Here is a 26,682-nt window from a genome sequence, read left to right on the forward strand (position 1 = left end):
CCCGGAGGGACACGCCCAAATTATTTAAGATATGATAATGTAAACGCTGTATCGGACTAATAAGGAAGAAATAGAAACTAAATAGAAAACCCGACAGATTTTAAAGTCTGTCGGGTTTTTTGTTTATTTTGAGATAATAACTACAACTTTATTAAAATCTGCGGCTGCATTTATAACTGCTTTGTATTGCTCGAAGCTCGATAAAGGGTAGTTTACGATATTGTAGAACTCACTATTCTCGATTATAACTTCGTTATTGTTCTTAGTGTATTTACTTGTAAAACCAGCTTCGGTTTTGCCGTTTATCTGTGTCTTGAAATCCATATTAAATTTCTCCAGATTTTTTATGGTCGCTCCTTTTGGGAGTATAAGCTTAATTTTTCTTGTGTAGGAATGTGGGTAATCAATTTCTATAGGTAACATTCTTTTATTTTCCTGGTAAAGCTCCATTTGTTTACCAATAGTTTTTCCAGCGGATACTAAGTAATTTGCCCCCGCTTTTTGAATTATTTCTTTTCCATCGAACGTAAGATTAATTATAAAAGGTTTTTTTCCTATAAAATCGGTTCCATCATTTTCGGTAGTTAATGTTTTGAATTCTGTTTGCGAAGTATAATTTTCGGCTATGCTTTTTAGCATGGTTTGGTATTGTTCATCAGAAACAAAATCTTTTATAGGCTGAAAATTTAGTCCTGAATAACCTCCGTAAGTAAATTTACTTGTTATTAATGGGTTTTCTATATCTTTTGTAAAATCTATAGTAATGTCCATGAAATCATGTGTGATTGTAGCATCAGGAATTTCGATAAAATTAATCTCGCTAATTCCCATTTTTACGCCTGCAAATACTTTTTCTTTTATAAATAAACCATTGTTATTTGCTAAGTAAGCAGGAAATAACGGAATACGGAATTCCATTTCTGTTGGGGTAAGATATTTTTTTATTGAAGGGAAATAGAATAAAAATTCGCTTAAGTTTTCATAACTCTCAAAATTTTTATCAAAAGGGATTTCGTATCTGTTTGAAGTAAATACGACGTTGTTCTCGATATTAAAATTCTTTAAAACGGTAACATATAATTTTAAAATATCGATACTACAGGCTTGCTTACTTTTGATTACCTCTGTTAATGTTTCTTTCTGGCTTACATATTTATCGTAAGCTATGCTTTTTTTAATTGTGTTTTCAATATTCCAGATTTGTTCTTGTAAGTCATTTGACTTAGGTATTTTAGAACAAAATTCTGTTATTGCTTTTTGTTGTTTTTTATCTAATTCTGGATTGATGCGTTCATATAAACTTGTAGCATATTCTTTAAAGTTATTGATGTTTTTTGAGCCGCTATAATTATTAGCGTTTAGTTTGTAACGTAGTAATCTTAATTGAACATCCCAATTTGAGTATGCTTCGTCATTTTTTAAAGCAATGATGTTTTTATCGTTTATGCTCAATACCGTTTTGTTTTCAAACTTTTTATCATCTAAAACGGGTTCACTTAATCCATTATATGATTTAGTTTTAAAAACGAGGTGTACTGGATAAATTAATTCAAAGTTTAGCTCGGCAATAGGGTATTGCGATTGCATTTTAATTGTTTTACCATCTAATTCTGGCGTTTCTTGCAGGATGTATAATTTCTCGATTACAGCTCCTTTTTCAAGTCCGTTTACAGCAAAATAATGATATTTTAATCCTTTTTCGGCATCAACTTCTTCTTTAATATCTCCTTTGTCTAAGGTTATTACTTTTCCATTTTTTAAAATTACTCTGGCTTTATTAAGCAATAGGGTTTCATCTTCATTAAAAGGGATATAGATTTTATTATTTCTTTCTATTGATTCATCAGAATTGATGTAAATTTTTTCATGAAATAATCGGTATTGTTGAGCTGCTTTTCCTACTACAATAATTTCTATTTTGGTGGTACGATTTAAAATTACTTCTTTTTCGTCTTTGTATTGTTTAGGAATTTCTATCGTGGTTTCTTTCTCTTTCCAATCATAGTCTTTGAAACTGTAATCTTGTGCAAAAAAAACGGAAGTGTTTATAATTGCAATAAAGGTTAAGATTGTTCTTAATAGTTCTTTTTTCATTATTTCTCAGATAAGATTAGGTTCTCGTTGTAGTTGGTTTTTAGTTTTTTTATTGTTTCATTCCAAGCAGCAAAATCTGAATTGATAAGCAATAATTTCTTCTGGCTTAACTCGATATTTAGATATAAAAGATTGTTTTTTAATGTGTAAGTAAAATTTGCTTTTATATAATCGTTGTCTAATTCAAAGTTTTTTGGAAGATATTTTATCTTATAATTTTTAGGAATTTCAAGAATATATTGTGTGTTGAATTTCGTTAGATATTCAAACTCATATGGAAAAGTTCGGTTTTGGTCTATAACAGCTTTATCCAGATATTTATCCAGAAATAAATTGATATAGACTTCATTATCTACTTTTACGATGTAATTATCTAAATCGAATTTGTAGTTTATTATATAGGCTTTATCTCTGTCATTTACATTTTCCTCGGTGTATTCCTCCAGATTAAACTTGTTGTTGCCTTTTATAACAAGACTTTTTATTCTTTCGAATCGGGCTTTATTTGTTGCATCTCCAATTTGCATTAACGTATGGCTTCTGTCATAACCTGTGCGTGATACTTTTCCTGACCCTATTAATTTATTTTTTGCAATAGAGATGTTTACGGTTTCTTTTATTTCATTTTTTTCGGCAGGTACTATTGGGACTTTAATAATTTTATAGGTACCATTTTCGCCAAACATAGCTTCTTTTCCTTGTATGAATGCTGTAGGGATTCCGTATCGGGTTTGTTTGTCTGTACCGTCTAAAAAGATGTATTCATCATTATTTTTAAAAAGAGCAATCATATGGTTATCAACAGCAGGCGTAGGTAAATCATCGTATGAATAGGGAATACTTCGTGTCCCAATCCAGGCTAGGGTTACATTGCTTACATTGGCATATTTTGCCATACAGGAAATTATGCTTGCCATGTCCTTACAGTCTCCAAATTTTCTCTGAAAAACCAAAGTTGCTTCACGAGGAATAAATCCTTCATAGCCGTTTTCAAAAGCGATGTATTTAATGTTCTCTTTTACCCAATAAAAGATGCTTTTTATTTTATCACTATCTGTTTTCTTATCTTTTGTAATTTCGAGAGATAGCGCTTTTAAGTCGGCATTATCATCTTTATTTAAATCTTTAACAAAGCCTTTATAATAACCAAATAATTGATTTGTAGTACCTAATACTTCTGTTGGTTTATTGTCTATTTGATACTCTTTTATATAAAACGCAATATGAGGAACCAGATATAAATATCCTGGAGAATTGTCTTCGTACTTTACGGGTTTTATATCGGTTAATGTCCATTTATAAATCCATTTTCCTTTTTTCTCTGTTTTAGAAAATACGATTGTATTTTTAGGATCATTAAAAATCTTAAAATCTATCGAGATATTTTTATCCGTTTTTACTTCTAAGCTTGAATATTGAATTGGTAAATTATTTCCAAAAATGAATCTTTGTAATAAATACGGATCTATAAATTCAGTTTGATAATCATATACTTTTTTTGCACCCGTTTCAAGATTTGGAAATGTAAGCTGACGTTCCATAACATCATTATAAAACACGGAACTTTGTTGCGATTGCTTTTCGTTTGTTTGCGTTACTTTTATTTTTTTCTCTTTTCCGTTATCGTTAATAATGGTGTATGCATCGTAACTTTTTAGTTTTATTAAATCCGAATATGAAAATGATTCTTTGGTGTTTTGAATACCATTTTGGTTAAGAATCATTGATTCATAATGATTATCCTGTATGATTTTTAGTTTTTTATCTTTAATAGATATATCATAAGACTGAACCTCATTTAAAATGAGTTCATTATAATCTGGATACAAAATTTTATAGTCCTTAAGTGATTTCTGAGCAGAACTCGTTAATACAAAAGACGCAAAAAAAGCAATATATAAGAGGTGTTTATTTAGCAATATTGACCAATTCATTTGAATCGTATTTTTTTGTTAATACTAGCTTTCCTTCTTTATAAATTAATGTGTTCCCGTGTAACTCACCATTTTTATAAGCAGACTTAAGCCAAGGTTTTCCATCTTCTTTAAAATATTCCTGAATGCCTTCGAAGTCATTTTTTACAAAATGCTCTTTCTTATATATTTTACCATTTGCGTAATATTCAATACGATCTCCGTCTAGAATACTGTTTTTGTACATAGATTCATATTCAGGTTTACTCTCCATATTGTAAATGACTAATTTACCGTCTAGATTTCCTTTTAAGAGATTCAGTTGTATCGCAACTTTTCCGTTAGGGTAATAAGAACTAACTTCAGCTGTTTCGTTCTCTATAATTACTTTATCATTTAGTTCGCCTGTTTTGCTTTTTCGGGTATAATACATAGGCTGATTATTTGTATAACCAATTGCTAATATAGGTTCCCCTTTTTGATTGTAATAAATGTATTCCCCTTCAGTTAATCCGTTGAGTTCATTATACTCAGATAGTTTAGTTTTATTGTGGTAATAACGAATGGTTTTTCCGTTTTCATCCCCAAAAGTGTACTCGGTGGTAAGCCTTAAATTACCCACTAAATCGTATTGTTTACTCATACCATTTATATCTCCAGAATAATAATTACTATCGGTATAAATACTACCAGATGGGCTATACGATTTGTATGAATTATGTAATTTGCCATTAAGATATTCGGCTGTAGTAATAGGAGTATTTAGTTTGTCTTTTAATGTGTAAGCACCGTTAAATACTCCATTTTTTAGATTGTAATCCTGAATAACAGTGCCATTATTGTGTGATAAAACAAATTTTCCTGTTTTATTCTTATAATCAATTTCATTCTCTTTAATTCCTTTTTGGTTATAGTATTCCTTACTAATCAAATAACCATCAACATAATTATCGATGATAGAGATTACTCCATTTTGAGAATAGCTATATTTTTTGAAATTCAAATCTCCATTTATAAAATAGCCCTCAATACTTGTAGTTCCATCAGAATAAAAAGATTTAAAAGGTCCGTTTTGAGTGTTGTTTTGATAATAGAAAGTACGATTTAATTTGTTATCCTCGTATACTTCAAAAGTTCCATTTATTGTATCATTTGCATAATTTCGGATGTTGTCTATATTTCCATTCTGATTATAAGCAGTATATAAACCATGCAGTTTACCTCGGGAATAAAACTCTTTAGATTTAGGGTTGCCAGATCTATAGTTATAATTCCATTCGCCATTTTTATTACCTTTCTCATAATTACCATAAACTACTACTTTTCCTTCGTAAGTTTTAATTTCAAAAGGTTTTTGTGACAGACTTATTTCTTTAGGTTTTGCATTTTTATCAGAATATTGTAATCCGTATTTTAATTCTCCAGATTTGTATTTTTCGTCATAATATTTATTACCATTGATGTCAAAATAACTGTATGCTTCTAATTGCCCTTTTTGGTCGTATGTTAATTCAGTTGATTTTTTACCATTCGGGAAGTAATCATTTAATTTTACTATTTTACCTGCTGAAAAAGTACTTTCTCTTTCTAGAGTTTTATTACTGTAATAGGATTTGTATGATTCCTGTACAACACCATTTTTATAGGTAACTTCATTTTTTACTGTTTTGCCATCATAGTATTGAACAGATTTTCCGTCGACTACATCATTAACATAATTTGCACTCTCTACTATATCACCAGCTACATTGTACTCTAAGTAATTCCCGTTTAATTTTCCGTTTTCATATCCTGTTTCAGATTTTTTTCCACCATTTTGATACAAACAAATTAGCTTTCCGTTACGTTTTCCACCAGTGAAAGTTATCTCGCAATTTTTCCCTCCATTAGGATAATAAGAAGTGCATATTCCATCTAAAAGACCATCTTTATAATTTTCGACTAAGTCTATAGATCCATTTTTATAATATGTTGTTCTGGTACCTTCTAACTTTCCATTTATAAAATATTTTTCTTCGCTTAGGTTTCCTTTGTCATCATAATATTTTTGATGTCCATCTAATAAATTATTCTTAAAGTTGATTTCTCCTTTAAGATTTCCATCACTATTTAAGTATTTATATTTTCCTTCTGATTTTCCATTTATTTGCGGACCAATAAGATAAGGTCTGCCGTTTTCTAATGTTATAACTACATCTTCTTGTTTACCAAAAATATCTAAGTTTCTCTTAGCATATTTTGACCAAAAGCTTTTTTTAATGTAATTTTCATTAAAAGAGGTGATTTTCTTTACGTTCTTGGTTAATGTTTTTCCTAATTTTTCTTCCATTGATACTAACATATAGTATGAATATCCTTCAAATTGGTTTTCTTCCATCATGGTTTTTACCCACGGAATATAAATAGTTTCAAAAAAACCATCACCCATTTTGTGCTCTAATGTATATTCGGCAACAGCCTGAACTTGGCGTGTTATAACATCATCGATATTAGACTTTACTTTGTAAGCACTTTTTAAAGGCAATTGGTTTCTAAGTATAGTTTCTATTTCTTCAAAATTATCTCCTGTTTTAGAAAAAATAACTTTGCTTTCGTCAAGATAATTTTGACCATATTTAGCATTTAATTTTAAAATAGCAGCTTCTGCATATGGGCCAGTTGGAGCAATTATAAGGTAGCTCATTAAAGCAAGTGTGCCTTCGGTTATTTTTCCGTTCTCTAATGCAATCGATCCCAAGAAAAAGTGAGATGAAGGGTGATTAGGATTATTTGTAATTATACGTTCAAGTATATCAACACTTTTTTGTGTTTCTCCTTTTCGAACATACAGAATTGCAAGATTATATAGAAATGAAGAAGAGTTAGGTAAGTACTTTTCTCCTTCTTTAAAAATTTTCTCTGATTTGTCATATTCTTTTTCATCACTCAAATAATTAGCATAAACCGCGTAAAGTTCAGGGAACTCGGGCATTACATTTTTAGTGTATAAGCTTTCGATAAAGGATTTGAATTCTTCCTTTTTATCAGATTGTCGAAGGCTAATCGCTTTTTCATATTGAGCATTAAAGAATTTAGGATCAGTTTTACTGATTTTTTCATACTCCTTAATTGCTTCGTCATATTTTTTTGCATCGTGTAGAGAGATTCCTTTTTTGAGTATGGAATCATTATTATAAACGAATGCGTAATTTGTTTGAGAATAAGTTTTAGCAAATGAAACTAAAATAATTGCGAGTAAAATTTTTTTCATTGATTAGGTTTAATTTTGTCAAATATAAAAATTTTATTAACGTTTGTAAGAAATTAAGTGTTTTAATTTGAGTTTTTTTGCTGATATTAATTTGTTGTTTTTGAAGCTAAACAAAACTGTTTTTTAGCTTTTATCGCAATAATTAGTAACTAAAAAAACAAACCCGATAAGTTATGAAACTTGTCGGGTTTGTTTGTTCTTTTTTATAAAATTATATTGCCACAATTCATAGAACCTTTGTTCCTTTGAACCTTTAGGCTACAGAAAAATCTTTGAAACTCTGGACTCTATTCAATATCCTTAATAAATTCATCATACTCTAGATAAAACATTTCCAGTGCATTCATTTTCTCGTAATAGAAATCAAAAATAGCATCCCAATAATTACGATTGCTAAAACCAACTCCAAGTTTTTCAACCCAAATTCGGCTAATAGTTTTTCCGCTTTCCAGTGTGTATTCTTTTTCGAAAATTAGATCTTTAATAAATTCTTCTTCCAGAATATTTTTTAAGGCTTCTAGCTTTTCATAGTAAGCATTTCGTTTTTCATCACTACGATGTTCGATATCTATTAAGACTTGTGCTTTTTTATTATCGACATAAAATTTAAATGAAAAATCTTTTATTTTGGTATCATAAAGCACCCATTTTCGAGGATATTTTTCTGCGAAAGAAACCCAGAATTCTCGTTTTAATTTTTGTGATTCTTCTTTACTATACATTTTTATTGGCTTAAGATCTAGAAAATTTGTGAGACACCATTTTCTAAAGTATATTTATATATTATTTGAGACTACAAAAATAGACTTTGATTATGGATTTTCAAGACTTTTTACATTTTGTTCCCAATTTTGCGCATGCAAAACTTCCTGCTATTGATGCTCACATAAAAATGGCACCTTTGGAAAGAGTGGAGTCCTTGATAAATCAGGATATGAATACTAAGAACCCAAGAATTGCTGCAGTTATGATGTTGTTTTATCCCAAAAACGGAAAAACACATTTGGTATTAATTGTTCGTAATGCCTATAATGGAGTTCACTCGTCGCAAATAGCTTTTCCTGGTGGGAAATATGAGCTCGAAGATGAAAATTATGAGCAAACTGCTTTAAGGGAAACATATGAAGAAGTAGGAGTTTCACCTGAAAAGATTAAGGTATTAAAGGCTTTTACACCTATGTATATTCCGCCTAGTAATTTTATGGTACATCCTTTTCTTGGAGTTTGTAATGAGGAAATTCATTTTTATCCAGATTCTAGAGAGGTCGCTGATATTATTGAGTTGCCACTTTTAGTTTTTTTAGATGATGAAATAGTTATTGATACCATTTTATCAACTTCGTATGCGGCTAATATTTCGGTTCCGGCTTTTAAGATAGAAAAGCATATTGTTTGGGGAGCTACAGCTATGATATTAAGTGAATTGAAAGATTTTTTAAAAGAGAATTTTGTAACCAAATAGTTTTAACACGGTATTTAAAGGCTCACGCCTTAGGTAAAAGTAATAGAAAGTCTTATTTTTTTAAGATACAATTATTTAACATAAAGAGACGTTTATTTTTAATAATTGACAGTATTAATGCTGATATTAAATAAGTTGCAATTTGTATTGATAGACTAGTTTCTACTTGGGACGACAAAAATAAATTTCGTAAGTTTGTCCTTCTAATTTTTCAAAATAACACATAAATTTATGGGATTGTTTAAAAGAAATCCTTTTGGTCATATATTATTCATTAAAAAATGGTTAATTCGAGTTTTTGGAGCAGTTACGCACAGACGCTATCGTGGTTTTAATGAATTACAAATTGATGGCTCAGAAATTATAAGAAGCTTACCTGATACAAATGTTCTTTTTATATCCAATCATCAGACATATTTTGCCGATGTTGTGGCTATGTTTCATGTTTTTAACGCAAGTTTAAGTGGGAGAGAGGATAATATAAAAAATGTAGGTTATCTATGGCAACCTAAAATGAATATTTATTACGTTGCTGCCAAAGAAACAATGAGAGCAGGGTTGCTACCAAGAATTTTATCTTATGTAGGAGCAATTACAGTAGAGCGTACTTGGCGTGCTAAAGGCGTAGATGTTACCGAAAAAAGAGAAGTAAACCCAAATGATACCGAAAATATTAAAATGGCACTTAATGATGGTTGGGTAATTACGTTTCCGCAAGGAACAACCAAGTCATTTAAGCCAGTTCGTAAAGGTACAGCACATATTATTAAAGAACACCGACCAATAGTAGTTCCGATTGTGATAGATGGTTTCCGTCGTTCTTTTGACAAAAAAGGATTACGATTGAAAAAGAAAGGAATTCTGCAATCATTTATTATCAAAGAGCCACTTGTTATTGACTATGATAATGAAACTATAGAAGAGATTGTTGAAAAAGTAGAGTTTGCTATCGAACAACATCCTTCATTTTTAAAAGTTATTCCATCTGAAGAACTAAAAGTTCAGGAAGAACTAAATCAAATGCGTAGATGGGATTATTAGTTTTCCAGATAAATGATTTTCATAAAAAAGGGAGATGTAAAATATTTTACATCTCCCTTTTTTAGTTTTATAATATCTTGATTAATCTCAAATACGCTGTTTCTTTGAGTCTTTGCAACTTTTAAGCTTTTCGTTATAAATCAATCTTTTTAAGTTCTTTATAATTAGAGTACAATCTTCGTAGTAACGTACCATATATAAGTCTGTAAAAACACCAGAAGAGCCCTAGGAATCCAAGAGTCACTAACAGTAAAATCCCTATTACCATTAACATTACCGTAGCGTTGGTAGCAATCTTTTCTTTAAGATAATTCATTTCTGGGCTTGAAAAAGCAATAAAGAAACTTATAACAGAGCTTAAAACAGCCATTGCCAAGTTGTACCAAACGTAGTATTGAACCGTTTTTCGGGTTTTTAAAATACTACTCATTAGTAATTTTGTAGATTTTGTTGTAGAAATTGTTGTGTAGTTTTTATAGAAAAAATACACAAAAATTAATACTACTACATAATTAAAGTAAGTTATTACTTCAAGATATAGTATGTATTCAGGATGATTGATTTGTTTTAAAAAATCATCAATGCTAAATACAAAATTTGATATTGTCCAAAATAATATTTCTAGAAGACTTATAACTAAAATCCATTTCACAATCGAAGACGATTTTTTATGAATCATGTTATAAATTTCAACTTCAGATACTTGATGAAAAGTGTCTGCAGTTTTGTTCCAATCTTTTTTTAGTAAATCCAGTTCTTTCATAATTTTTTTAAGGATTTAATATTTTTTTAAGTTTCCCTTTAATTCTATTCATTTTCACTCGTGCATTCACTTCACTAATACCCAACGTTTCGGCAATTTCCTGATAATCTTTATCTTCAAGATACATAAAAACCAATGCCTTTTCGATATCGTTTAGTTGGTAAACGGCTTTGTACATTAACTTAATTTGTTCTTCTTCCTCATAGTTGTAATCAACTTCTTTTATAAAATGTTGGTGATTTTCAAACTCTACAGTTGCTATCGAGCGTTTCGTTTTTCGATATAAAGTAATAGCGGTATTTAACGCGACACGATAGGTCCAGGTAGAGAATTTGCTGTCGCCCCTAAATTTTGGATATGCTTTCCATAGCTGAATCGTAATTTCCTGAAACAAATCTTTGTGAGCATCTTGGTTGGCAGTATATAATCTACAAATCTTGTGGATTATATTCTGGTTTGCCTGCAATTGCACAACAAATGAATGTTCTAAATTATCGCTCATAAATATATTAGTGTTAGGAACACTGATTTTGTTACAAAGTACATCTTTTTATTTTATATTTTTTTGATATTAATACTTCATAATAGAATTATTGCTGCAAGGTTTATATCATGAGAAGAATATTTCCATAATAAGATTATTACTAGCTTATAAATTCAAGGTTCTTATTTTTATTTTAACAAAAGAAAAAGAATGTAAGGCAAAATTAACAATTTATGTCTTCGTATATCTTTATAAATTGTAAGAATAGTTATAATTTCGCGTTTCAGAAACTTAGTAATTCAATAATCTAAAATGAACACTCAGTCTGTATCAAATATAAAAGCATCATTATATTGGTGTAAATTAAAAACTTTGAAAAATATTTAGCGAAACAACTAATAGTTTCTTTTTGACTGTCAAGTACATTTGATTATCTGAATATAAACATAAAATATGCTGTATTAGTAAGCAACGTAATTTGAATCTTAATTTTATAATAAATGCTAACTAGAATATCTAATACTCATCCTGAGCTGGGTGATATTATTGCTAATTACAAAGAATTTTGGTCAGAAATAAATTTGCCGTCTAAGCGAACCGTTTTAAAAGAAGGAGATGTTTCTAATACGCTATACTTTGTAGTAAAAGGAAGTATGCGACTTTCTAATAACAATAACGGTAATGAAATAACGATACAGTTTTTCTTTGAAAATGATTTTGTTGCTTCTTTTGAGAGTTTTTTAAAAGATACTCCCAGTTTTTTTAGCTTAGATACTATAGAAAATACGACAGTTTTGGTAATTAGAAAGGAACATTGGAAAATTATCATGGATGAAAACCCTTCGTTAAAAGAACTATTTTTTGATTTTACTTCGGATAGATTTATTAATTATATACATCATTTTTTATCTTATATAAAAGAGAAACCCGAAGAACGATATCAAAATTTGTTAAAAAACAAATCACATATATTGCAACGTGTTCCTTTGCAATATATCGCTTCCTATTTAGGAATTACTACGGTATCTTTAAGCCGGATTCGAGCGAGGAAAAGTAAAAAATAAGGTTTCCAATGTAATTGAGATATTTTAAGGGTGGGTTTTTTGTGCGTTTTTAATTAACAATTGTTAATTTTTAAAAAACAAATTTGACTGAAATTTGTTTAAAACTAACCCCCCCAAAAAAAATGAACAAAAAAATTATTTTATTTAATTTCCAACCTATCCTTGTAGGGAAATTAATTGACCAAAGGAAACTTAATGAATACACTAAATTTCTTTACCATCATTTTCAAAACCAATCTGTTTTATCGCTTGCTGGAGAAGACGAGGTATCAACCAGCTTTGAGTTTGTCTCAGATCAAGTTGATAAGTATTCTATTTCTCCCGAAAACATTAGTCAAAGGCAGATTTTAATTTTTGAAGAAGTAGCCCAGTTTATTGAAAACGAAATGGATGGTGTTTCACATTTAGATTATCAATACCCTAATAGTCTTACGAATGAGTCTGGCGATTTGTGTATCCCTAAAATAGGGAACCGCATGCAATGGTTTAAAGAAAAAATGAGTTATGTTTTTGACGAATTTTATTCTAAAACAGTAACTGCTCCAGAAAATCTCGTGCATGTTACATGTTCTGGTTATGCCTCACCTAGTGTAGCTCAAGAAGCCGTTATAAAAAGAGAATGGGAAATAGCTCAAGTAACACATTCTTATCAAATGGGATGTTATGGAGCTTTTCCGGCGATTCGTACAGCAAGCAGTTTAATCAGCGCTAGTCCTGGTAACGGAAGGGTTGATGTTATTCATACAGAACTATTGTCTGCCCATCTTAATTTAACTGAATTTTCTATCTCTAATACTATGATTTGCTCTCTTTTTGCAGACGGATTTATTGGATATTCTTTACTCGAAGAAGAGGCTTTCATGAGTGATGATAGTATAGAGGAGAAAAAAGGATTGCGTGTTTTGGCCTCACATGAAGTTATTATACCAGATTCTTTAGAAGATATGTCATGGGATTTAGGGGAGTTTAATTTTATAATGACACTTTCTAAGCGAGTTCCTGTTTTTATTCGTAAAAATATCAAATCATTTTTGTCAGTACTTTGTGAAAAAGCAGGTATAAATCTTGAAGAAGAAAAATACAATATGCATTTTGCAATTCATCCTGGTGGTCCTAAAATAATTGATTATGTAGTTGACGAAATAGGAGTTTTTAAAGAACAAGCCCGCTGGTCTTACGAAATATTACGTCGCCAAGGTAATATGTCATCAGCAACAGTACCTCATATTTTTAATGAAATTATAAATGATCCAACAATAAAACAAGGGACAAAAATTGTAGCAATGGCATTTGGGCCAGGACTTACAGCAACAGCCTTGTTAGTCGAAAAATTATAATTTAAATATCATATGGAAGAAGTATATGATGTAATAATAGCAGGATGTGGCCCCACAGGAGCCACATTTGCTAATTATTTTGGCAAGCAAAATTTAAAGGTTTTACTCTTTGATAGGGGAGCGGATATTATCGAATATCCTAGAGCTGTACACATTGATGAAGACGTAATTAGAATTTTTCAGGAATTAGGACTTTATGAAGGAATGAAAAAAGATGCGATAAAGCCTTTTGTAAATTATTCATTAGTTTCAAAAAAAGATAAGCTGCTTTTTCAGTTTCAACCCAATTCAAGTATTTCCGAAGACATTCCTGATTGTAGTTGGATTTTACAGCCTGAAATAGAGAAACATTTGCGAAACGGGTTTTTGCAGTATCCAAATGTCGAATTTTTAAAAGAAACAACTTGGAGTGATTTAGATAAAAAAGTAGATACAGTTTCTTTGGTATTAACCAATAATAGAAAGGAATCTATAAATGTAAAAGGTAAATTTCTTATTGCCTGCGACGGAGGTAGAAGTGCCATTCGAAAAAAGATGAATATAGCTGTTCATGATTTTGGATTTAAAAAAGAATGGTTTGTTGTTGATACAAATTATACAGGAAAAAAGATTTTCTCCGAAGATCATAAACAATATTGTGATCCAAACCAACCTATGACCTATGTAAATGGGGTTAAAGATCATTTTAGGTGGGAATTTATGATTTCTAAAAAACATGCTAAATTTTCTGATGAAATGCTGGCAGATACGATGATTCCAAGATTGGCATCTCATTTTCCTATACATGATTTTGAAATTATTAGAAAGAAAAAATATGTATTCCATACTTTAGTAGCTAAGGAATGGCGTTCAGACACTGTTTTTCTTGCAGGTGATGCAGCACATCAAATGCCACCTTTTTTAGGGCAAGGTATGTGTTCTGGTATAAAAGATGCTAAAAACTTATCCTGGAAGATTGTTAGCGCTTGTACTAATTTTAATGTAGCAACAAATGAATTATTAGATTCTTATTACAAGGAAAGAGCACCGCAGGTAGAAAAAATAATAAAAGTGGCTTCTGTTTTAGGTGGATTTATTCAGTATTCTAATCCTATTTTGGCATCTTTTAGGAATGGATTCTTGCGATTGCTGAATGTTTTGCCCAGCAAACCTATTGATGCACTTATAGAAAAATATCTTTATGGTTTAGAGGTCAAAAATTTTTCAAAATTAAAGCATCCTTTGGTAGGCAAACGAATCCCTCAACCCCTTGTTATTTTAAAAAATCAAAGAAAAGTATATTTAGATGAATTATGTGGTTTTCATTGGGTTGTGCTATTTCGTTCAGATTGCAAAATAATCCCTTTTAACCCTTCAGGTTTTTTAAAATACATTTCGCTAGTGGAAGATTTTTCGGATTCCTCGATCGAGATTAAATCTGTTTTTTTTAATAAATGGATGATTAAAAATAAAGTAGATTTTGTTGTAATCAGACCTGATAAATTCATTTTCGATATCGGAAAAGTTAAGGATTATGACGAGATTATCAGAAACATTGATTCTTATATTAATAAAATTAGTTCAAATTAAATAAAAAGCTATGAATTATTTAATCATCTTTAATCACCCGTTTAAAGGAAGTTATTGTAATGCTTTACTCGATGCGGTACAAGAAGGCCTTAAAACTGCGCAACATTCTATGGATTTAATTCATCTGGATAATGAGCAATTTAATCCAGTAATGACAGCCGAAGATTTAAAATCGTTTAGAGATAAAAAACCTAGCGACAGACAAGTTATAGCTTATCAGCAACGACTGGAAAAAGCGGATTATCTCGTTTTTATATTCCCTATCTGGTGGGAATTGATGCCAGCTTTAATGAAAGGTTTTATTGATAAAGTTATTTTTCCTGGACTGGCTTATGACTATGCAAATGATAAGAATACAAGAATGAAACCTTTATTAAACAATATAAAAGGAGTTACTGTAATTACAACAATGAATACGCCGAGATATATCTATCGTTGGATTTTTGGCAATGCAATTCAAAAAGCTTTCATGAGAGGCATATTTTGGAAATTAGGCTATAAAAATAGAAAATGGATCAGTTATAACAGAGTAAAAATGGTGAGCCAAAGCAAACGTGAAAATTGGTTGGATGAGTTAGAAAAAAAGTTCTCCAAGTTATAGCTCTTTTCCTTTATAGTAATTAACCATTAAATCGACAAATTTGCTGTAGCTTTCCATGCCATCTTTTTGCTGATTTATTTTTAAGAAATTATCATAGAAAATATGGAAACCAGTTTCGATAAAAGTCTCATATTGTTTCCAGAAATCCTGACTTTCTTTATAGTTTTTTATAATTCCGGGATGAACGGTTTTTATTAATTGTTTAGATAATTTTTCATCTTTTGCTTGAATAATCCCTAAGCAATAACGCAAAGCCAAGCTATAACCTGAATATTGAATATAGATATTGTCATTTTTTATCGATGCCAGAAAGCCTATAAAATTACATTCGTTTTCGCTGGCGTATCCCATCTGATGCGCCATTTCGTGATTTGTAGTCATTGGAAAGCTATACATGGGGCCAAGACTATTTACTTGAGCCTCATTAGTAAATGGGTTTAAATAACCGCCAAAACCCATATAAGTGAGTGGTAAACTAAATAATGATTTCTTGACACTTAAATGTGAATAGGTAAAATAAGGATGTTCGGTAGCAAGATTATTATATCCATTTAAGTTCATGTTAAAAACCTGTTCTTGCGAATAAGGAAACACAACTTTAAGACTATCATTTTTGGTTATTTGTAATTGAATGGTGTTGGTTTTCGTAATTAGTTTTTTGGTAAAAGCCAATAAATCGGCATCAGAATAATCCTTTTGAATTCCCATTTTTTCAAATAAAGGCTCTCGGTAATAATTAAACGCCCATAGAAAATGAAATAAAAAATAAAATACCGACAGATAACTTAAAACTGTCAGGAGATTATCTTTCCATAATAATTTCCATGATTTTCGTTTTATCCAAAGCCATCTTAAAAACAATACAATCAAGATAAAATAAATGCAATCTCCTATCGAAAAAGGAATTCCGCCAAGTACAATTCTAGAAAAGGAAGCAATTTTTAAATACAATCCGTTACTATAATTTTTTTCAATGAACTCTGGAAAGAATGGAATAATCTTTAAGATGATGATTTGTAGGAGTAAAAAAAGAGGAAGGATATATTTTCGTTTCACAGTGTAAATTTTGGATACGTAAATATAAATACAATATCAATTAGTATCGAAAAAGAATTTAAACTTTGTAACTTTGAAGTTGGAAAATGTTAAACTTCAAACAAAACATAAATGAGTCAAGAAATAAGAAATTTAGAACCAAAAGCACTTTGGAATAAGTTTGCCGATTTGAATGCTGTACCTCGTCCGTCTAAAAAAGAAGAGCGTGTTATTGAGTTCATGAAAAACTTCGGTACTAGTTTAGGATTAGAAACTTTTGAGGATGAAATTCGCAATGTAATTATCCGTAAACCAGCCACTCCGGGAATGGAAAACCGTAAAGCAATTGTTTTACAAGGACACTTGGATATGGTGCATCAAAAAAATGCCGATACGGTTTTTGATTTTGATACACAAGGAATTGATATGTATGTTGATGGGGATTGGGTTCGTGCTCGCGGAACTACACTTGGTGCAGACAATGGACTTGGAGTTGCAACAATAATGGCAATTTTAGAAAGTAAAGACATTCCGCATCCTGCAATCGAAGCATTGTTTACAATCGATGAAGAAACAGGAATGACTGGTGCATTAAATTTAAAAGGAGGAATTCTTCAAGGTCAGATTTTATTAAATTTAGATACTGAAGAAGATGATGAAATTGATATTGGTTGTGCAGGAGGAATTGATGTAACAGCTACAAGAACCTATAACGAAGAAGAAGTTCCAGAAGGTTCTGTTGGGCATATTATTACTGTAAAAGGTTTAAATGGTGGTCATTCAGGAATGGATATCAATAAAGGTTTAGGAAATGCAAATAAAATAATGAACCGTTTATTATTTGATGCTTTCGAAAATTTCGGATTACAAGTTGTTGAAATCAATGGAGGAAGCTTACGTAATGCAATTCCGAGAGAAAGTGTTGCAAAAGTGATTATTTCAGAAATGTTTGATGAAGCTTACATTTTTGATATGCAAGAAATCATCAATGATATTAAAACTGAATATAAAACAACTGAACCAAACCTTACAATAGAAATCGTAAAATGCGATTTACCTAAAAAAGTTATGGATTTAGGTGTTCAGGAAGGAATTATTCGTGCTATTTATGCAGCTCACAATGGAGTTTACAGAATGAGTGCCGATATGGACGATTTGGTAGAAACATCTAACAATATTGCTCGTGTAATTGTAAAAGATGGTGAGATTTCTATAGGATGTTTAACACGTTCTTCTGTTGAAACTTCTAAATTTGATTTAGCAAATTCATTGCGTTCTGCTTTTGAATTAGTAGGATGTGAAGTAGAACTTTCAGGAAGTTATCCTGGTTGGACTCCAAATGTAAACTCTGAGATATTAGATGTTTTAGTTGGAATCTACGAGAAACAGAATAACGAGAAACCAAAAGTTGTAGCTTGTCACGCTGGTTTAGAGTGTGGAATTCTAGGAACAAATTATCCAGATATGGATATGATTTCTTTCGGTCCAACAATCCACGGAGCACATTCGCCAGACGAAAGAGCAAGTATTTCATCTGCTCAAAAATATTGGAAATTTGTATTAGAAATTCTATCAAATATTCCTGTTAAGTAATAAAGTTCACAGTCGCAGTTTTCGGTTTTCAGTTAAAAAAACTGTATACTAAAAACTGCGACTGATTACTAAAAATTAGTCTCTTTTAGGACTATTTTTCTTTTCTCTCTTTTCCTCTTTTTTTTCTTTTGCAGTTTTAAGAGGTTCTTTTTTTGCTGTTTTTTTAGCGTCTTGACTCTTTGCCATGATATTTAAGTTTAGTTAATTTCTTTTTATATATAAGTAAATATAGTGACTATTTTTCAGATGTTTATACTTGTAAAGAGTAAAACCTTTTTTGTTAAAATAATTTTAAATGCTATTTCTTATTTAGATGCCTGTTTATACACTTCTATCGAATCTTTTGCTAGTCGAATTTTGAGCCATGATTTTAATCTTTTATCCATTTCACGGTCTAACTCTTTCTTGCTTTGATATAAAACTATTGGAATTATTTTAGTAGTTTGTCCATCTTTATAAGAGTAATTTCCAATGGCTAATGCCGATATATAAGGGAATAATGCTTTTGATTCGTTTGTAATTTGCTCATTGTTAAATTGATATTCGGATAGTTGTTCTCGTAAACTATTAATGAGGATATCTTTTTTATCTACTAAATCCTTACTAGAGTTTATCCTTTTAAGAACATCATTGCTTAGATTAAAAGTATCTTGCTGAATTATCAGTTGCGTATTAAGTAGGTTGTACTCGACCAATTTTTTATTCAAATCAACAATTTCCTGATGGTTGAATTTTTTAGATAAAAAGGCAAGTTTTATTTTCTTAGGTCTCGAATTATATTCTATTTTCTCATATATTATTGGGTAATCATGATCGGTAAATTCTTTTTTAATGAAAATTTCGGTTCTTTGAGTGTAACTTTTTTCAACAAAAAGCTGATAAGCAAAATAAATACTAGGCAAAATCATAAGCATTATAAGAATTGAAATTCCGTATTTTACTTGTCTCTCGCGTTTTAAATCCAGTTGTTCTGCAACAGGATATTCTAGAAATTTTACAATCACAAAAGTGGCAATACAAATAAACACACAGTTTATAGTGTATAGATACATAGCACCAAAAAAATAGCTAATGTTCCCGAGAGCTAATCCGTATCCAGCGGTACATAAAGGAGGCATTAATGCTGTGGCAATGGCTACACCAGGAATAGGATTTCCTTTTTCGACTCTGGTTACTGCAATTACACCAACTAATCCCCCAAAAAAGGCAATTAGGATATCATATATGTTTGGTGATGTTCGTGCTAAAAGCTCAGATTGAGCTTCTTTAAAGGGACTTACATAAAAATAGATAGTCGATATAGCTAAGCTTACAAATGTAGCAATAAGAAGGTTCTTAATAGATTTTTTGACCAATTCGAAGTCGTACATGCCTAAACCAAAACCAGCTCCAACAATCGGTCCCATTAAAGGCGATATTAGCATGGCACCTATAATTACGGCAGTGGAATTTACGTTCAGACCTACAGATGCAATAAGTATCGCACATGCTAATATCCATAAATTGGAACCTCTAAAAGAAATGGCACCGGTAATATTTTCGATTACCTTCTTTTTGTCTTCTTCTCCTTTGTGAAGGTCTATAAAATCCAAGACTTTGTTTATTCTTCGTTTCATTGCAATAGAGGTTTTATTTACAGTTAAAGTACGAATTTTATATTGAAATAGCTATTATGCATAATGCTGACGCAAAAAAAAATCCTCAACTACTTTTGGTAGAGAGGATTTGCTTTTTATTATTTAAAGTAATTTTAATTACGTTTAAGTATTTTATATTGCTCGTAGCAACCGCTTATGGCATCCATTATTTGTAAGTCATTTGCCGATTGTATAAAAGAGTCTGAGTAGTTACAACGTTTTAAAATCTCAGGAATTTCATCTTTACTTACTCCAAGAAGTACAGCTACGGTTTCCCTGTCAAATTTAGATTCTAATAAGTTACGCACTGTATCGTCTTTTTTCATTTCCTTGAGTTTCTTGAGCTCCTTGGGGTTTTTTCCGAAAAAGTTATAAAGTACATCTGTCGGATTAAAGATGGATCCTAATACTTTACCAAAGGCATTTGGTGAATATTCTCCAGCTTCATATCCTTGGGTTAAACCCGAAATACTATATCGATAATTTTCTTTTGCAGGAATCAGTTTAGAGTCAACTTCCAGATAACCAGTTAGGTTAAAAGGGCGTATAATTACCTCTTCAAGGGCAATTGCTTTTTCAGTAAGCTGAATTTTTGTGACTTTGTTTTTTATCCAGTCATTCGTAACACGAATCCTTAAGGACTGGAATCCTAAAATAGAGAAGTGTAAGGTATCATTTGGCTGTACATCAATTTCAAAATATCCTTTAGCATCAGATGTAGCACCTCTTACCTTATTAAGGTTAATGATGTTTACGCTAGATAGAGGAAGTTTTGTGTTGTCGTTAACAATGTAACCAGATACTCGTTGAGAATGCTCAATGTCTTGAGAAAACGCGGTCGTGGAAAGTACTAAAAATAAGAAAACTACAAAATATTTCATAAACTGATTTAAAACTTTAAAAGTAGTAAATCAGGATTAAATATTTTGTAGTCTTCAAGTATAATTATAAGAAAATTAACAAAGAGTATTAATCTCTTCTTGGTCTTCTTGGTCTCGATGAATCACCAAAGCTTTCAGAACGTCTTGGAGCTCTATCAGAACCACCTTCGCTTCTTGGAGCCGAGCTTCTGAAACCACCTTCTCTTGGAGCTGAGTTTCTGTCGCTTCTAAAACCACCTTCTCTTGGAGCAGAATTTCTGTCGCTTCTAAATCCGCCACCAGAACCTTCTCTTCTTGGAGCAGAACTTCTTCCGCCACCGAAACCACCACCAGAACTTCTTCCGTTATGGTCACGTCTTCCACCACCGTCATTTTTAGAAATTTCAACATTAATACGACGTCCTTCTAATTGTACGTTGTTTAATACTTCCATTACTTTGTCAGTGTGCTCAGGATCAGTGTTAAAGAAAGAGAAACCTTCTTTTACATCTACCTTGAAAACGTCATCACGACCTAAGTCTAATGTTTCTTTCAAGTAATCTTTTAATGACATCCAATCAAAATTATCTCTTGATCCAATGTTTACGAAATATCTTGTTGCACCACCATTGTTATTAGGTCTTGCAGCACCATCTCTATCATCACGTCTTTCAGAACCAGATGATTGATTAGAGATATCTCTGTTCTTTTTGTAATAAGCAATAAAACGGTTAAATTCAACAGAAACCATTTTCTTGATTAATTCTTCTTTAGATAATCCTTCTAAAACATTGTTAATAGCAGGAAGATAGTTGTCAATTTCGTGATCAACCTCAGTATCTTTAATCTTGTTTGCTAAGTGCAATAATTGGATTTCGCAAATTTCGATTCCAGAAGGAATAGTTTTTTCTTCAAACTTTTGTTTGATAATTCTTTCGATAGAAGAGATCTTACGTAATTCACTTTTAGTAACAATTACGATAGAAGTTCCTAATTTTCCAGCTCTACCAGTACGTCCAGAACGGTGATTGTAAGTTTCGATTTCGTCAGGTAATTGGTAGTTTACAACGTGAGTAATACTATCAACATCAATACCACGTGCAGCAACGTCAGTAGCTACAAGCATCTGAATTTGTCTTCCACGGAAAGATTTCATTACACCATCACGTTGCGCTTGAGATAAATCTCCGTGCAATGCAGCAGCGCTGTATCCATCTTCGATTAATTTTTCGGCAACAGCCTGAGTATCTCTTTTAGTACGACAGAAAACTACAGAGAAAATGTCTGGATTAGCATCAGCTAAACGTTTCAAAGCCTCGTAACGATCACGTGCATTTACTAAGTAAAATTCGTGAGATACAGTTGAAGAACCTGAGTTTTTAGCTCCAACAGTAATTTCTAATGGCTCGTGCATGAATTGTTTTGCAATTCTAGCAACTTCTTGTGGCATAGTTGCAGAGAACAACCATGTGCTTTTTTCGTCTGGAGATGTAGATAAGATGTTTACGATATCTTCGTAGAATCCCATGTTCAACATTTCGTCAGCCTCATCAAGAACACAATAGTTGATTTGAGAAATGTTTACCAATCCTCTGTTAATCATATCTTGCATTCTACCAGGAGTAGCCACAATAATTTGTGCTCCTCTTTTTATGTCTCTAGCTTGTTCTGTTATACTTGCACCACCGTAAACTGCTACTACATTAATACCTTTTTCGTATTTAGAGTAGTTTTTAATTTCGTTAGTAATCTGCAAACAAAGCTCGCGGGTTGGAGATAAAATTAATGCTTGTGTATTTCTGTTGTTGGCATCAATTTTTTGAATTAGCGGAAAACCAAAAGCTGCCGTTTTCCCTGTCCCTGTCTGAGCCAACGCAACCATATCTGTGTCTTTTTCCAATAATAGGGGAATCGCTTTCTCCTGTACTTCAGTCGGATTTTCAAATCCTAGATCTAAAATCGCCTTCAGTAACGATTCACTCAATCCTAATTGTTCAAATTTATTCATATGTATTTTTAAAATAGGGTGCAAAATTACTGTTAATTATTCAGATAAACTAATGCTATTTTAAGAATTGTATATTTATTATGATTTGATTATCAAGCGGTTATGTTTTTGATTAAGTATTTTATCATCGTTTTTTATGAAATTGCAGCAAAAAAACGTCTAGAAATTTAAAATTTGGGATGTAAAATGTTGCATTCTAAACAATTATTGAACGAGGTTCAGAAAATCAATAAGTTGTTGGGTTGCTTTTCCACGATGACTAATTTTATTTTTAACAGTTAAAGGTAATTCAGCAAAAGTTTCTTCATAGCCTTCAGGTTGAAAAATCGGGTCATAGCCAAAGCCTTGATCTCCTTTTTTATCCTGAGTAATACTTCCATCAGCAATACCTGTAAATAGGTGTTGCTTTCCGTTTAAATTTAATACAATTACAGTTTTAAAATGAGCTTTTCGGTTAGAAACATTATTAAGCCCGTTTAAAACTTTATTCATATTATCATCAGAGTTGCGTTGTTCTCCTGCATATCTGGCTGAATATACTCCAGGTTCTCCATTTAAAGCACTTATTTCAAGTCCTGTATCATCGGCAAAACAATCGTAACCATATTTTTTGGTTACGTAATCGGCTTTAAGAATAGCATTACCTTCAATAGTATCAGCAGTTTCTGGAATGTCTTCGTGACAACCAATGTCTTCCAAACTTAATATTTTTATACTACCGTCGAGTATACTTTGTATTTCCAGAATTTTATTTTTATTGTTCGAAGCAAAAACGAGATCCATTATATATAGGTGTGTAATTAAAAAGATGTTCATACAAAGTTACAAAGTTTTCATGGAATTTCGACTTCGTAGTTTTTATGAAGCTTCCGGAGTTTTGAGGACACTGTATGTTGTATTTTATATGGCAATCCAGCGGAAAGTAGAATATGTTCCTTGCAGATCTTTGTCAAAGTTCCTTACAGCCTTGGTTCAAAACTTTGACAAAGGTGTATGAGTGATCCTGCCCAGTCCAGTGATAGGTATTGCGTATGAAATATAATTAGATTATGTTTGAATTAATGATTTATTGATTCAACTCAAAAGAAAAAATTATGTTTAAGAAAATTATCCAAATCTCATTTGCTATCGTTATTATATTGTCATTAGTAAGTTGTAAAAACACCAAACAAAAACTTCAGGAATACGTTATTACTTATAATACTAGTATAGCGCCAAGTTTTAAAGGTGAAAATATTACTGGAACTACTGCTAGAGGATATTTAGAAGATAATAAAATTGAAATAAGAATAGAAACCGATTTAGAGCAAAACGAATCAAATAAACAAAAATATAGCAAGGCATTTCCTGATTTGTTGGCTGAAATGATTAAAAAAGATCAACTCCCTAAAGCATTAATCGAAGAAGGAATATCTTTTCATGTGTATTTTTTAGCTAAGGATAATACAGTTCTGTCCAAAGTGATAATTAATAAGGAAGAATTAAAAGAGCTGTTAAAAGAAAAGTAAGCTTGTAAAATATCCTAAAAACTTAAAAGCCTCTTTGTGTAAAACAAAGAGGCTTTTTTTATTTAGCGTTTGGTAACGCTTGTTAGATTATCTGGGAAATATAGTTCGGATAAATTGGTAAATTCATCACCACGCATAAAGATATTAATGTCAACGTCAGCAAAACGTGTTTTTCCTGCAGCAGCCAATAATTCATTTGCCGAATGCAAGGTATTTTTATGGAAATGAAATACACGGTCGGATTTATCAGTAACTACTAAACCTTTCATCAGCATTTTATTTTGTGTTGCAACTCCCGTTGGGCATTCATTATTATGACAACGTAAAGCCTGGATGCAACCTAATGAGAACATAAAACCTCTGGCACTATTACACATATCAGCACCAAGTGCTACAGCATGAAGGATAGAGTATCCAGAGATAATTTTTCCGCTACCAATTACTCTCATTTTATCTCTAATATTTAGAGAAATCAATGTTTTATTTACAAAAATTAAAGCAGGCTCAAATGGCATACCCACACCATCTGCAAATTCTAGCGGAGCTGCACCTGTACCACCTTCGGCACCATCGATAGTTATGAAATCAGGAAAACAATCTTCGGAAATCATTTCATGACAAATGTCTTCAAATTCTTTAGTGCTACCGATACAAAGTTTAAAACCAATAGGTTTACCGTTAGATAATTCGCGTAAGCGAGCCACAAAATGAACTAATCCTTTTGCATCAGAAAATGCGCTGTGACTAGGAGGAGATAAAATTGTGGTATGTGGTTGTACGCCTCTTATTTTAGCTATTTGTTCTGTGTTTTTAGAGGCAGGAAGTACACCACCATGTCCTGGTTTTGCTCCTTGTGATAGCTTAATTTCTATCATTTTTACATTTGGAAGTAATGCTTTTTCTTTAAATTTTTCTCCATCAAAATTTCCATTTGCATCACGGCAACCAAAATATCCAGTACCTATTTGCCAAGTTATATCACCGCCACCAGCAAGATGAAATTCTGTAAGTCCACCTTCACCAGTATTTTGATAGAATTTTCCTTTTTGTGCACCTATATTTAAGGCACGAACAGCATTTTCGCTTAGCGAACCAAAACTCATTGCCGATATATTTAGTAAAGACGCTAAGTAAGGTTGTTTACAATCTTTACCACCTACAAGTACACGAGGTAATTCTTCATTTACTTTGGCAGGAAAAATTGAATGTTTGATTCCTTCGTAACTATCATGATTAAGATTTAGTTGTGTTCCAAAAGGAGAACTAGAATCTATATTTTTGGCTCTTTGATAAACTAATGAACGTTGATTTCTAGAGAAAGGTTTACCGTCTGTAGATCTTTCGATAAAGTATTGCTGAATTTCTGGTGCAATCATTTCAAATAAATACCTGAAATAACCTAAAACAGGAAAGTTTCTTAAAATAGCATGTTTTGTTTGAATTGTATTATAAACACCAACAACTAATAGTATTGGAATAATAATAAGGAGTAAGAAACCACGTCCTGACTCAGAATAATGATAAATTGCTGCAACAACTAGAAACAATAAGAATCCGTAGATAAAGAATTTTTTTCTCATGTTTTTTAATTTTTAATTTGAAAAGTATAAATGTAAATTGTAAAATATGTTAGCTGTATCTCAAGCGAACGTAATTATGTTTGATTCCTTTTTTATCTGAATCTCTTTCGTCGATTTCAAGAATATCCGTTAAGGATTTTAGCATTGGAGTTAATTTTGAAAAACCATAATTTCTTGGGTCAAATTCAGGTTTCTTCTTAACCAAAAGATTACCTATATCTCCTAAGAATGCCCATCCATCATCATCACCAATTGCATCAATTGTATCTTCGATAAGTTCAATTGTTTGAAGATCAATTTTGTTTAGTGGTTTTTCGGTTTGTTTCTCAGGTTGTTTTCCAGTTGGTTTTTCAACAGGTTTTTTAGAGTCAGAAGTAGTAGGTTTTGGTTCTTTCTTTTTGATGGCGCCATCTAATACTTCAATATATATAAAACGATCGCAGGCTACAATAAATGCACTTGGTGTTTTCTTTTCGCCAATACCGATTACTTTCATACCAGATTCACGCAATCTAATAGCCAATCTGGTAAAATCACTATCGCTAGAAACGATACAAAAACCGTCTAGTTTTCCCGAATATAATAAATCCATGGCATCGATAATTAATGCCGAATCGGAAGAGTTTTTACCTACAGTGTAACTATATTGTTGGATAGGGGTAATGGCATGTTCTAGTAATACGCTTTTCCAACCGTTTGCATTAGGTTTAGTCCAGTCGGCATATATACGTTTAGTTGTTGGAGTACCAAATTTAGTAATTTCCTCCATCATCCCTTTTACATTGCTATACGGTACATTATCGGCATCGATAAGTACAGCAAGTTTCAATTCTTTGGTGCTGTTTAAAGACATTTTTTGGTTTTACAAAATTATAATCTACCA

The 26,682-nt window shown here is 31.4% G+C and carries 21 protein-coding genes; 8 read left to right on the plus strand and 13 right to left on the minus strand.

Annotated features, from left to right (window positions below):
* Positions 1 to 123 precede the first annotated feature (123 nt).
* From SHI72_RS03590 to SHI72_RS03605, 4 genes are all read right to left on the minus strand, one after another.
* A complete protein-coding gene (locus tag SHI72_RS03590) occupies positions 124 to 2,094 on the minus strand; it encodes a DUF3857 domain-containing protein (RefSeq protein WP_323489078.1) in 1,971 nt (656 codons plus the stop codon).
* Complete coding sequence (locus tag SHI72_RS03595) at positions 2,094 to 4,028, minus strand: DUF3857 domain-containing protein (RefSeq protein ID WP_086894234.1); 1,935 nt, start codon at positions 4,026 to 4,028, stop codon at positions 2,094 to 2,096. The genes SHI72_RS03590 and SHI72_RS03595 overlap by 1 nt, the downstream gene beginning before the upstream one ends.
* On the minus strand, positions 4,003 to 7,257 hold the full coding sequence (locus SHI72_RS03600) for a tetratricopeptide repeat protein (RefSeq protein WP_323489079.1): 3,255 nt from the start codon (positions 7,255 to 7,257) through the stop codon (positions 4,003 to 4,005). The genes SHI72_RS03595 and SHI72_RS03600 overlap by 26 nt, the downstream gene beginning before the upstream one ends.
* A 287-nt stretch (positions 7,258 to 7,544) precedes the next feature.
* Positions 7,545 to 7,979, minus strand: a complete 435-nt coding sequence (locus tag SHI72_RS03605; RefSeq protein WP_039112587.1) for a DUF4268 domain-containing protein — start codon at positions 7,977 to 7,979, stop codon at positions 7,545 to 7,547.
* Positions 7,980 to 8,071: 92 nt separating this feature from the next.
* Between SHI72_RS03605 and SHI72_RS03610 the strand changes: the two genes are divergently transcribed.
* Positions 8,072 to 8,719: a CoA pyrophosphatase gene (locus SHI72_RS03610; RefSeq protein WP_323489080.1), complete on the plus strand. Its 648-nt coding sequence runs from the start codon at positions 8,072 to 8,074 to the stop codon at positions 8,717 to 8,719.
* Between the two features lie 231 nt (positions 8,720 to 8,950).
* Positions 8,951 to 9,760 (plus strand): lysophospholipid acyltransferase family protein, encoded by an 810-nt coding sequence (locus SHI72_RS03615; protein ID WP_039112589.1) that lies wholly within the window; start codon positions 8,951 to 8,953, stop codon positions 9,758 to 9,760.
* Between the two features lie 133 nt (positions 9,761 to 9,893).
* Here the strand turns inward: SHI72_RS03615 and SHI72_RS03620 are convergent, their stop codons facing one another.
* Together SHI72_RS03620 and SHI72_RS03625 are read right to left on the minus strand one after the other, a co-directional pair.
* Complete coding sequence (locus tag SHI72_RS03620; RefSeq protein WP_039112590.1) at positions 9,894 to 10,523, minus strand: hypothetical protein; 630 nt, start codon at positions 10,521 to 10,523, stop codon at positions 9,894 to 9,896.
* 7 nt (positions 10,524 to 10,530) lie between these two features.
* Entirely contained in the window at positions 10,531 to 11,025 is a 495-nt protein-coding gene (locus SHI72_RS03625) for an RNA polymerase sigma factor (protein ID WP_035623144.1), read from the minus strand.
* Between the two features lie 482 nt (positions 11,026 to 11,507).
* On the opposite strand from SHI72_RS03625, the gene SHI72_RS03630 reads away from it, so the two are divergent.
* The 4 genes from SHI72_RS03630 (at position 11,508) to SHI72_RS03645 (ending at position 15,578) form a co-directional block, all read left to right on the plus strand.
* Positions 11,508 to 12,071, plus strand: coding sequence for a Crp/Fnr family transcriptional regulator (locus SHI72_RS03630; protein ID WP_039112591.1), 564 nt, complete (start codon positions 11,508 to 11,510; stop codon positions 12,069 to 12,071).
* 122 nt (positions 12,072 to 12,193) lie between these two features.
* The gene (locus SHI72_RS03635; RefSeq protein ID WP_323489081.1) at positions 12,194 to 13,408 is read left to right on the plus strand and encodes a 3-oxoacyl-[acyl-carrier-protein] synthase III C-terminal domain-containing protein; all 1,215 of its coding nucleotides are present in this window, start codon (positions 12,194 to 12,196) and stop codon (positions 13,406 to 13,408) included.
* Positions 13,409 to 13,420: 12 nt separating this feature from the next.
* Complete coding sequence (locus SHI72_RS03640) at positions 13,421 to 14,977, plus strand: FAD-dependent monooxygenase (RefSeq protein WP_323489082.1); 1,557 nt, start codon at positions 13,421 to 13,423, stop codon at positions 14,975 to 14,977.
* 10 nt (positions 14,978 to 14,987) lie between these two features.
* The gene (locus tag SHI72_RS03645; protein WP_039112592.1) at positions 14,988 to 15,578 is read left to right on the plus strand and encodes an NAD(P)H-dependent oxidoreductase; all 591 of its coding nucleotides are present in this window, start codon (positions 14,988 to 14,990) and stop codon (positions 15,576 to 15,578) included.
* Here SHI72_RS03645 and SHI72_RS03650 read toward each other — a convergent pair.
* On the minus strand, positions 15,573 to 16,634 hold the full coding sequence (locus tag SHI72_RS03650) for a DUF3810 domain-containing protein (RefSeq protein ID WP_323489083.1): 1,062 nt from the start codon (positions 16,632 to 16,634) through the stop codon (positions 15,573 to 15,575). The genes SHI72_RS03645 and SHI72_RS03650 overlap by 6 nt on opposite strands.
* 111 nt (positions 16,635 to 16,745) lie before the next feature.
* Between SHI72_RS03650 and SHI72_RS03655 the strand changes: the two genes are divergently transcribed.
* Positions 16,746 to 18,206, plus strand: a complete 1,461-nt coding sequence (locus SHI72_RS03655) for an aminoacyl-histidine dipeptidase (RefSeq protein WP_086894229.1) — start codon at positions 16,746 to 16,748, stop codon at positions 18,204 to 18,206.
* A gap of 305 nt (positions 18,207 to 18,511) precedes the next feature.
* Here SHI72_RS03655 and SHI72_RS03660 read toward each other — a convergent pair whose 3' ends face one another.
* From SHI72_RS03660 to SHI72_RS03675, 4 genes are all read right to left on the minus strand, one after another.
* Entirely contained in the window at positions 18,512 to 19,822 is a 1,311-nt protein-coding gene (locus SHI72_RS03660) for a TIGR00341 family protein (RefSeq protein WP_323489084.1), read from the minus strand.
* Between the two features lie 134 nt (positions 19,823 to 19,956).
* The gene (locus tag SHI72_RS03665) at positions 19,957 to 20,724 is read right to left on the minus strand and encodes a carboxypeptidase-like regulatory domain-containing protein (RefSeq protein WP_039112597.1); all 768 of its coding nucleotides are present in this window, start codon (positions 20,722 to 20,724) and stop codon (positions 19,957 to 19,959) included.
* Between the two features lie 88 nt (positions 20,725 to 20,812).
* Complete coding sequence (locus SHI72_RS03670) at positions 20,813 to 22,711, minus strand: DEAD/DEAH box helicase (RefSeq protein ID WP_039112599.1); 1,899 nt, start codon at positions 22,709 to 22,711, stop codon at positions 20,813 to 20,815.
* A gap of 204 nt (positions 22,712 to 22,915) precedes the next feature.
* Positions 22,916 to 23,494 (minus strand): non-canonical purine NTP diphosphatase, encoded by a 579-nt coding sequence (locus tag SHI72_RS03675; RefSeq protein WP_323489085.1) that lies wholly within the window; start codon positions 23,492 to 23,494, stop codon positions 22,916 to 22,918.
* A gap of 311 nt (positions 23,495 to 23,805) precedes the next feature.
* Between SHI72_RS03675 and SHI72_RS03680 the strand changes: the two genes are divergently transcribed.
* On the plus strand, positions 23,806 to 24,219 hold the full coding sequence (locus SHI72_RS03680) for a hypothetical protein (protein WP_323489086.1): 414 nt from the start codon (positions 23,806 to 23,808) through the stop codon (positions 24,217 to 24,219).
* Positions 24,220 to 24,281: 62 nt separating this feature from the next.
* Here SHI72_RS03680 and SHI72_RS03685 read toward each other — a convergent pair whose 3' ends face one another.
* Both SHI72_RS03685 and SHI72_RS03690 read right to left on the minus strand, forming a co-directional pair.
* Complete coding sequence (locus SHI72_RS03685; RefSeq protein ID WP_039112603.1) at positions 24,282 to 25,799, minus strand: FMN-binding glutamate synthase family protein; 1,518 nt, start codon at positions 25,797 to 25,799, stop codon at positions 24,282 to 24,284.
* Between the two features lie 49 nt (positions 25,800 to 25,848).
* A complete protein-coding gene (locus tag SHI72_RS03690) occupies positions 25,849 to 26,652 on the minus strand; it encodes an NYN domain-containing protein (RefSeq protein ID WP_039112604.1) in 804 nt (267 codons plus the stop codon).
* Positions 26,653 to 26,682 lie beyond the last annotated feature (30 nt).

It is taken from the genome of Flavobacterium sp. PL02 (genome assembly GCF_035013205.1).
Classification (GTDB): Bacteria; Bacteroidota; Bacteroidia; order Flavobacteriales; family Flavobacteriaceae; genus Flavobacterium.

Bases quoted from the DNA above. Each gene is read 5' to 3' on its own strand.
- SHI72_RS03615 (WP_039112589.1), top strand. From the start codon at position 8,951: ATGGGATTGTTTAAAAGAAATCCTTTTGGTCATATATTATTCATTAAA.
- SHI72_RS03610 (WP_323489080.1), top strand. From the start codon at position 8,072: ATGGATTTTCAAGACTTTTTACATTTTGTTCCCAATTTTGCGCATGCA.
- SHI72_RS03635 (WP_323489081.1), top strand. From the start codon at position 12,194: ATGAACAAAAAAATTATTTTATTTAATTTCCAACCTATCCTTGTAGGG.
- SHI72_RS03620 (WP_039112590.1), bottom strand. From the start codon at position 10,523: ATGAAAGAACTGGATTTACTAAAAAAAGATTGGAACAAAACTGCAGAC.
- SHI72_RS03670 (WP_039112599.1), bottom strand. From the start codon at position 22,711: ATGAATAAATTTGAACAATTAGGATTGAGTGAATCGTTACTGAAGGCG.
- SHI72_RS03645 (WP_039112592.1), top strand. From the start codon at position 14,988: ATGAATTATTTAATCATCTTTAATCACCCGTTTAAAGGAAGTTATTGT.
- SHI72_RS03655 (WP_086894229.1), top strand. From the start codon at position 16,746: ATGAGTCAAGAAATAAGAAATTTAGAACCAAAAGCACTTTGGAATAAG.
- SHI72_RS03675 (WP_323489085.1), bottom strand. From the start codon at position 23,494: ATGGATCTCGTTTTTGCTTCGAACAATAAAAATAAAATTCTGGAAATA.
- SHI72_RS03600 (WP_323489079.1), bottom strand. From the start codon at position 7,257: ATGAAAAAAATTTTACTCGCAATTATTTTAGTTTCATTTGCTAAAACT.
- SHI72_RS03680 (WP_323489086.1), top strand. From the start codon at position 23,806: ATGTTTAAGAAAATTATCCAAATCTCATTTGCTATCGTTATTATATTG.
- SHI72_RS03605 (WP_039112587.1), bottom strand. From the start codon at position 7,979: ATGTATAGTAAAGAAGAATCACAAAAATTAAAACGAGAATTCTGGGTT.
- SHI72_RS03665 (WP_039112597.1), bottom strand. From the start codon at position 20,724: ATGAAATATTTTGTAGTTTTCTTATTTTTAGTACTTTCCACGACCGCG.
- SHI72_RS03690 (WP_039112604.1), bottom strand. From the start codon at position 26,652: ATGTCTTTAAACAGCACCAAAGAATTGAAACTTGCTGTACTTATCGAT.
- SHI72_RS03595 (WP_086894234.1), bottom strand. From the start codon at position 4,028: ATGAATTGGTCAATATTGCTAAATAAACACCTCTTATATATTGCTTTT.
- SHI72_RS03625 (WP_035623144.1), bottom strand. From the start codon at position 11,025: ATGAGCGATAATTTAGAACATTCATTTGTTGTGCAATTGCAGGCAAAC.
- SHI72_RS03685 (WP_039112603.1), bottom strand. From the start codon at position 25,799: ATGAGAAAAAAATTCTTTATCTACGGATTCTTATTGTTTCTAGTTGTT.
- SHI72_RS03660 (WP_323489084.1), bottom strand. From the start codon at position 19,822: ATGAAACGAAGAATAAACAAAGTCTTGGATTTTATAGACCTTCACAAA.
- SHI72_RS03640 (WP_323489082.1), top strand. From the start codon at position 13,421: ATGGAAGAAGTATATGATGTAATAATAGCAGGATGTGGCCCCACAGGA.
- SHI72_RS03630 (WP_039112591.1), top strand. From the start codon at position 11,508: ATGCTAACTAGAATATCTAATACTCATCCTGAGCTGGGTGATATTATT.
- SHI72_RS03590 (WP_323489078.1), bottom strand. From the start codon at position 2,094: ATGAAAAAAGAACTATTAAGAACAATCTTAACCTTTATTGCAATTATA.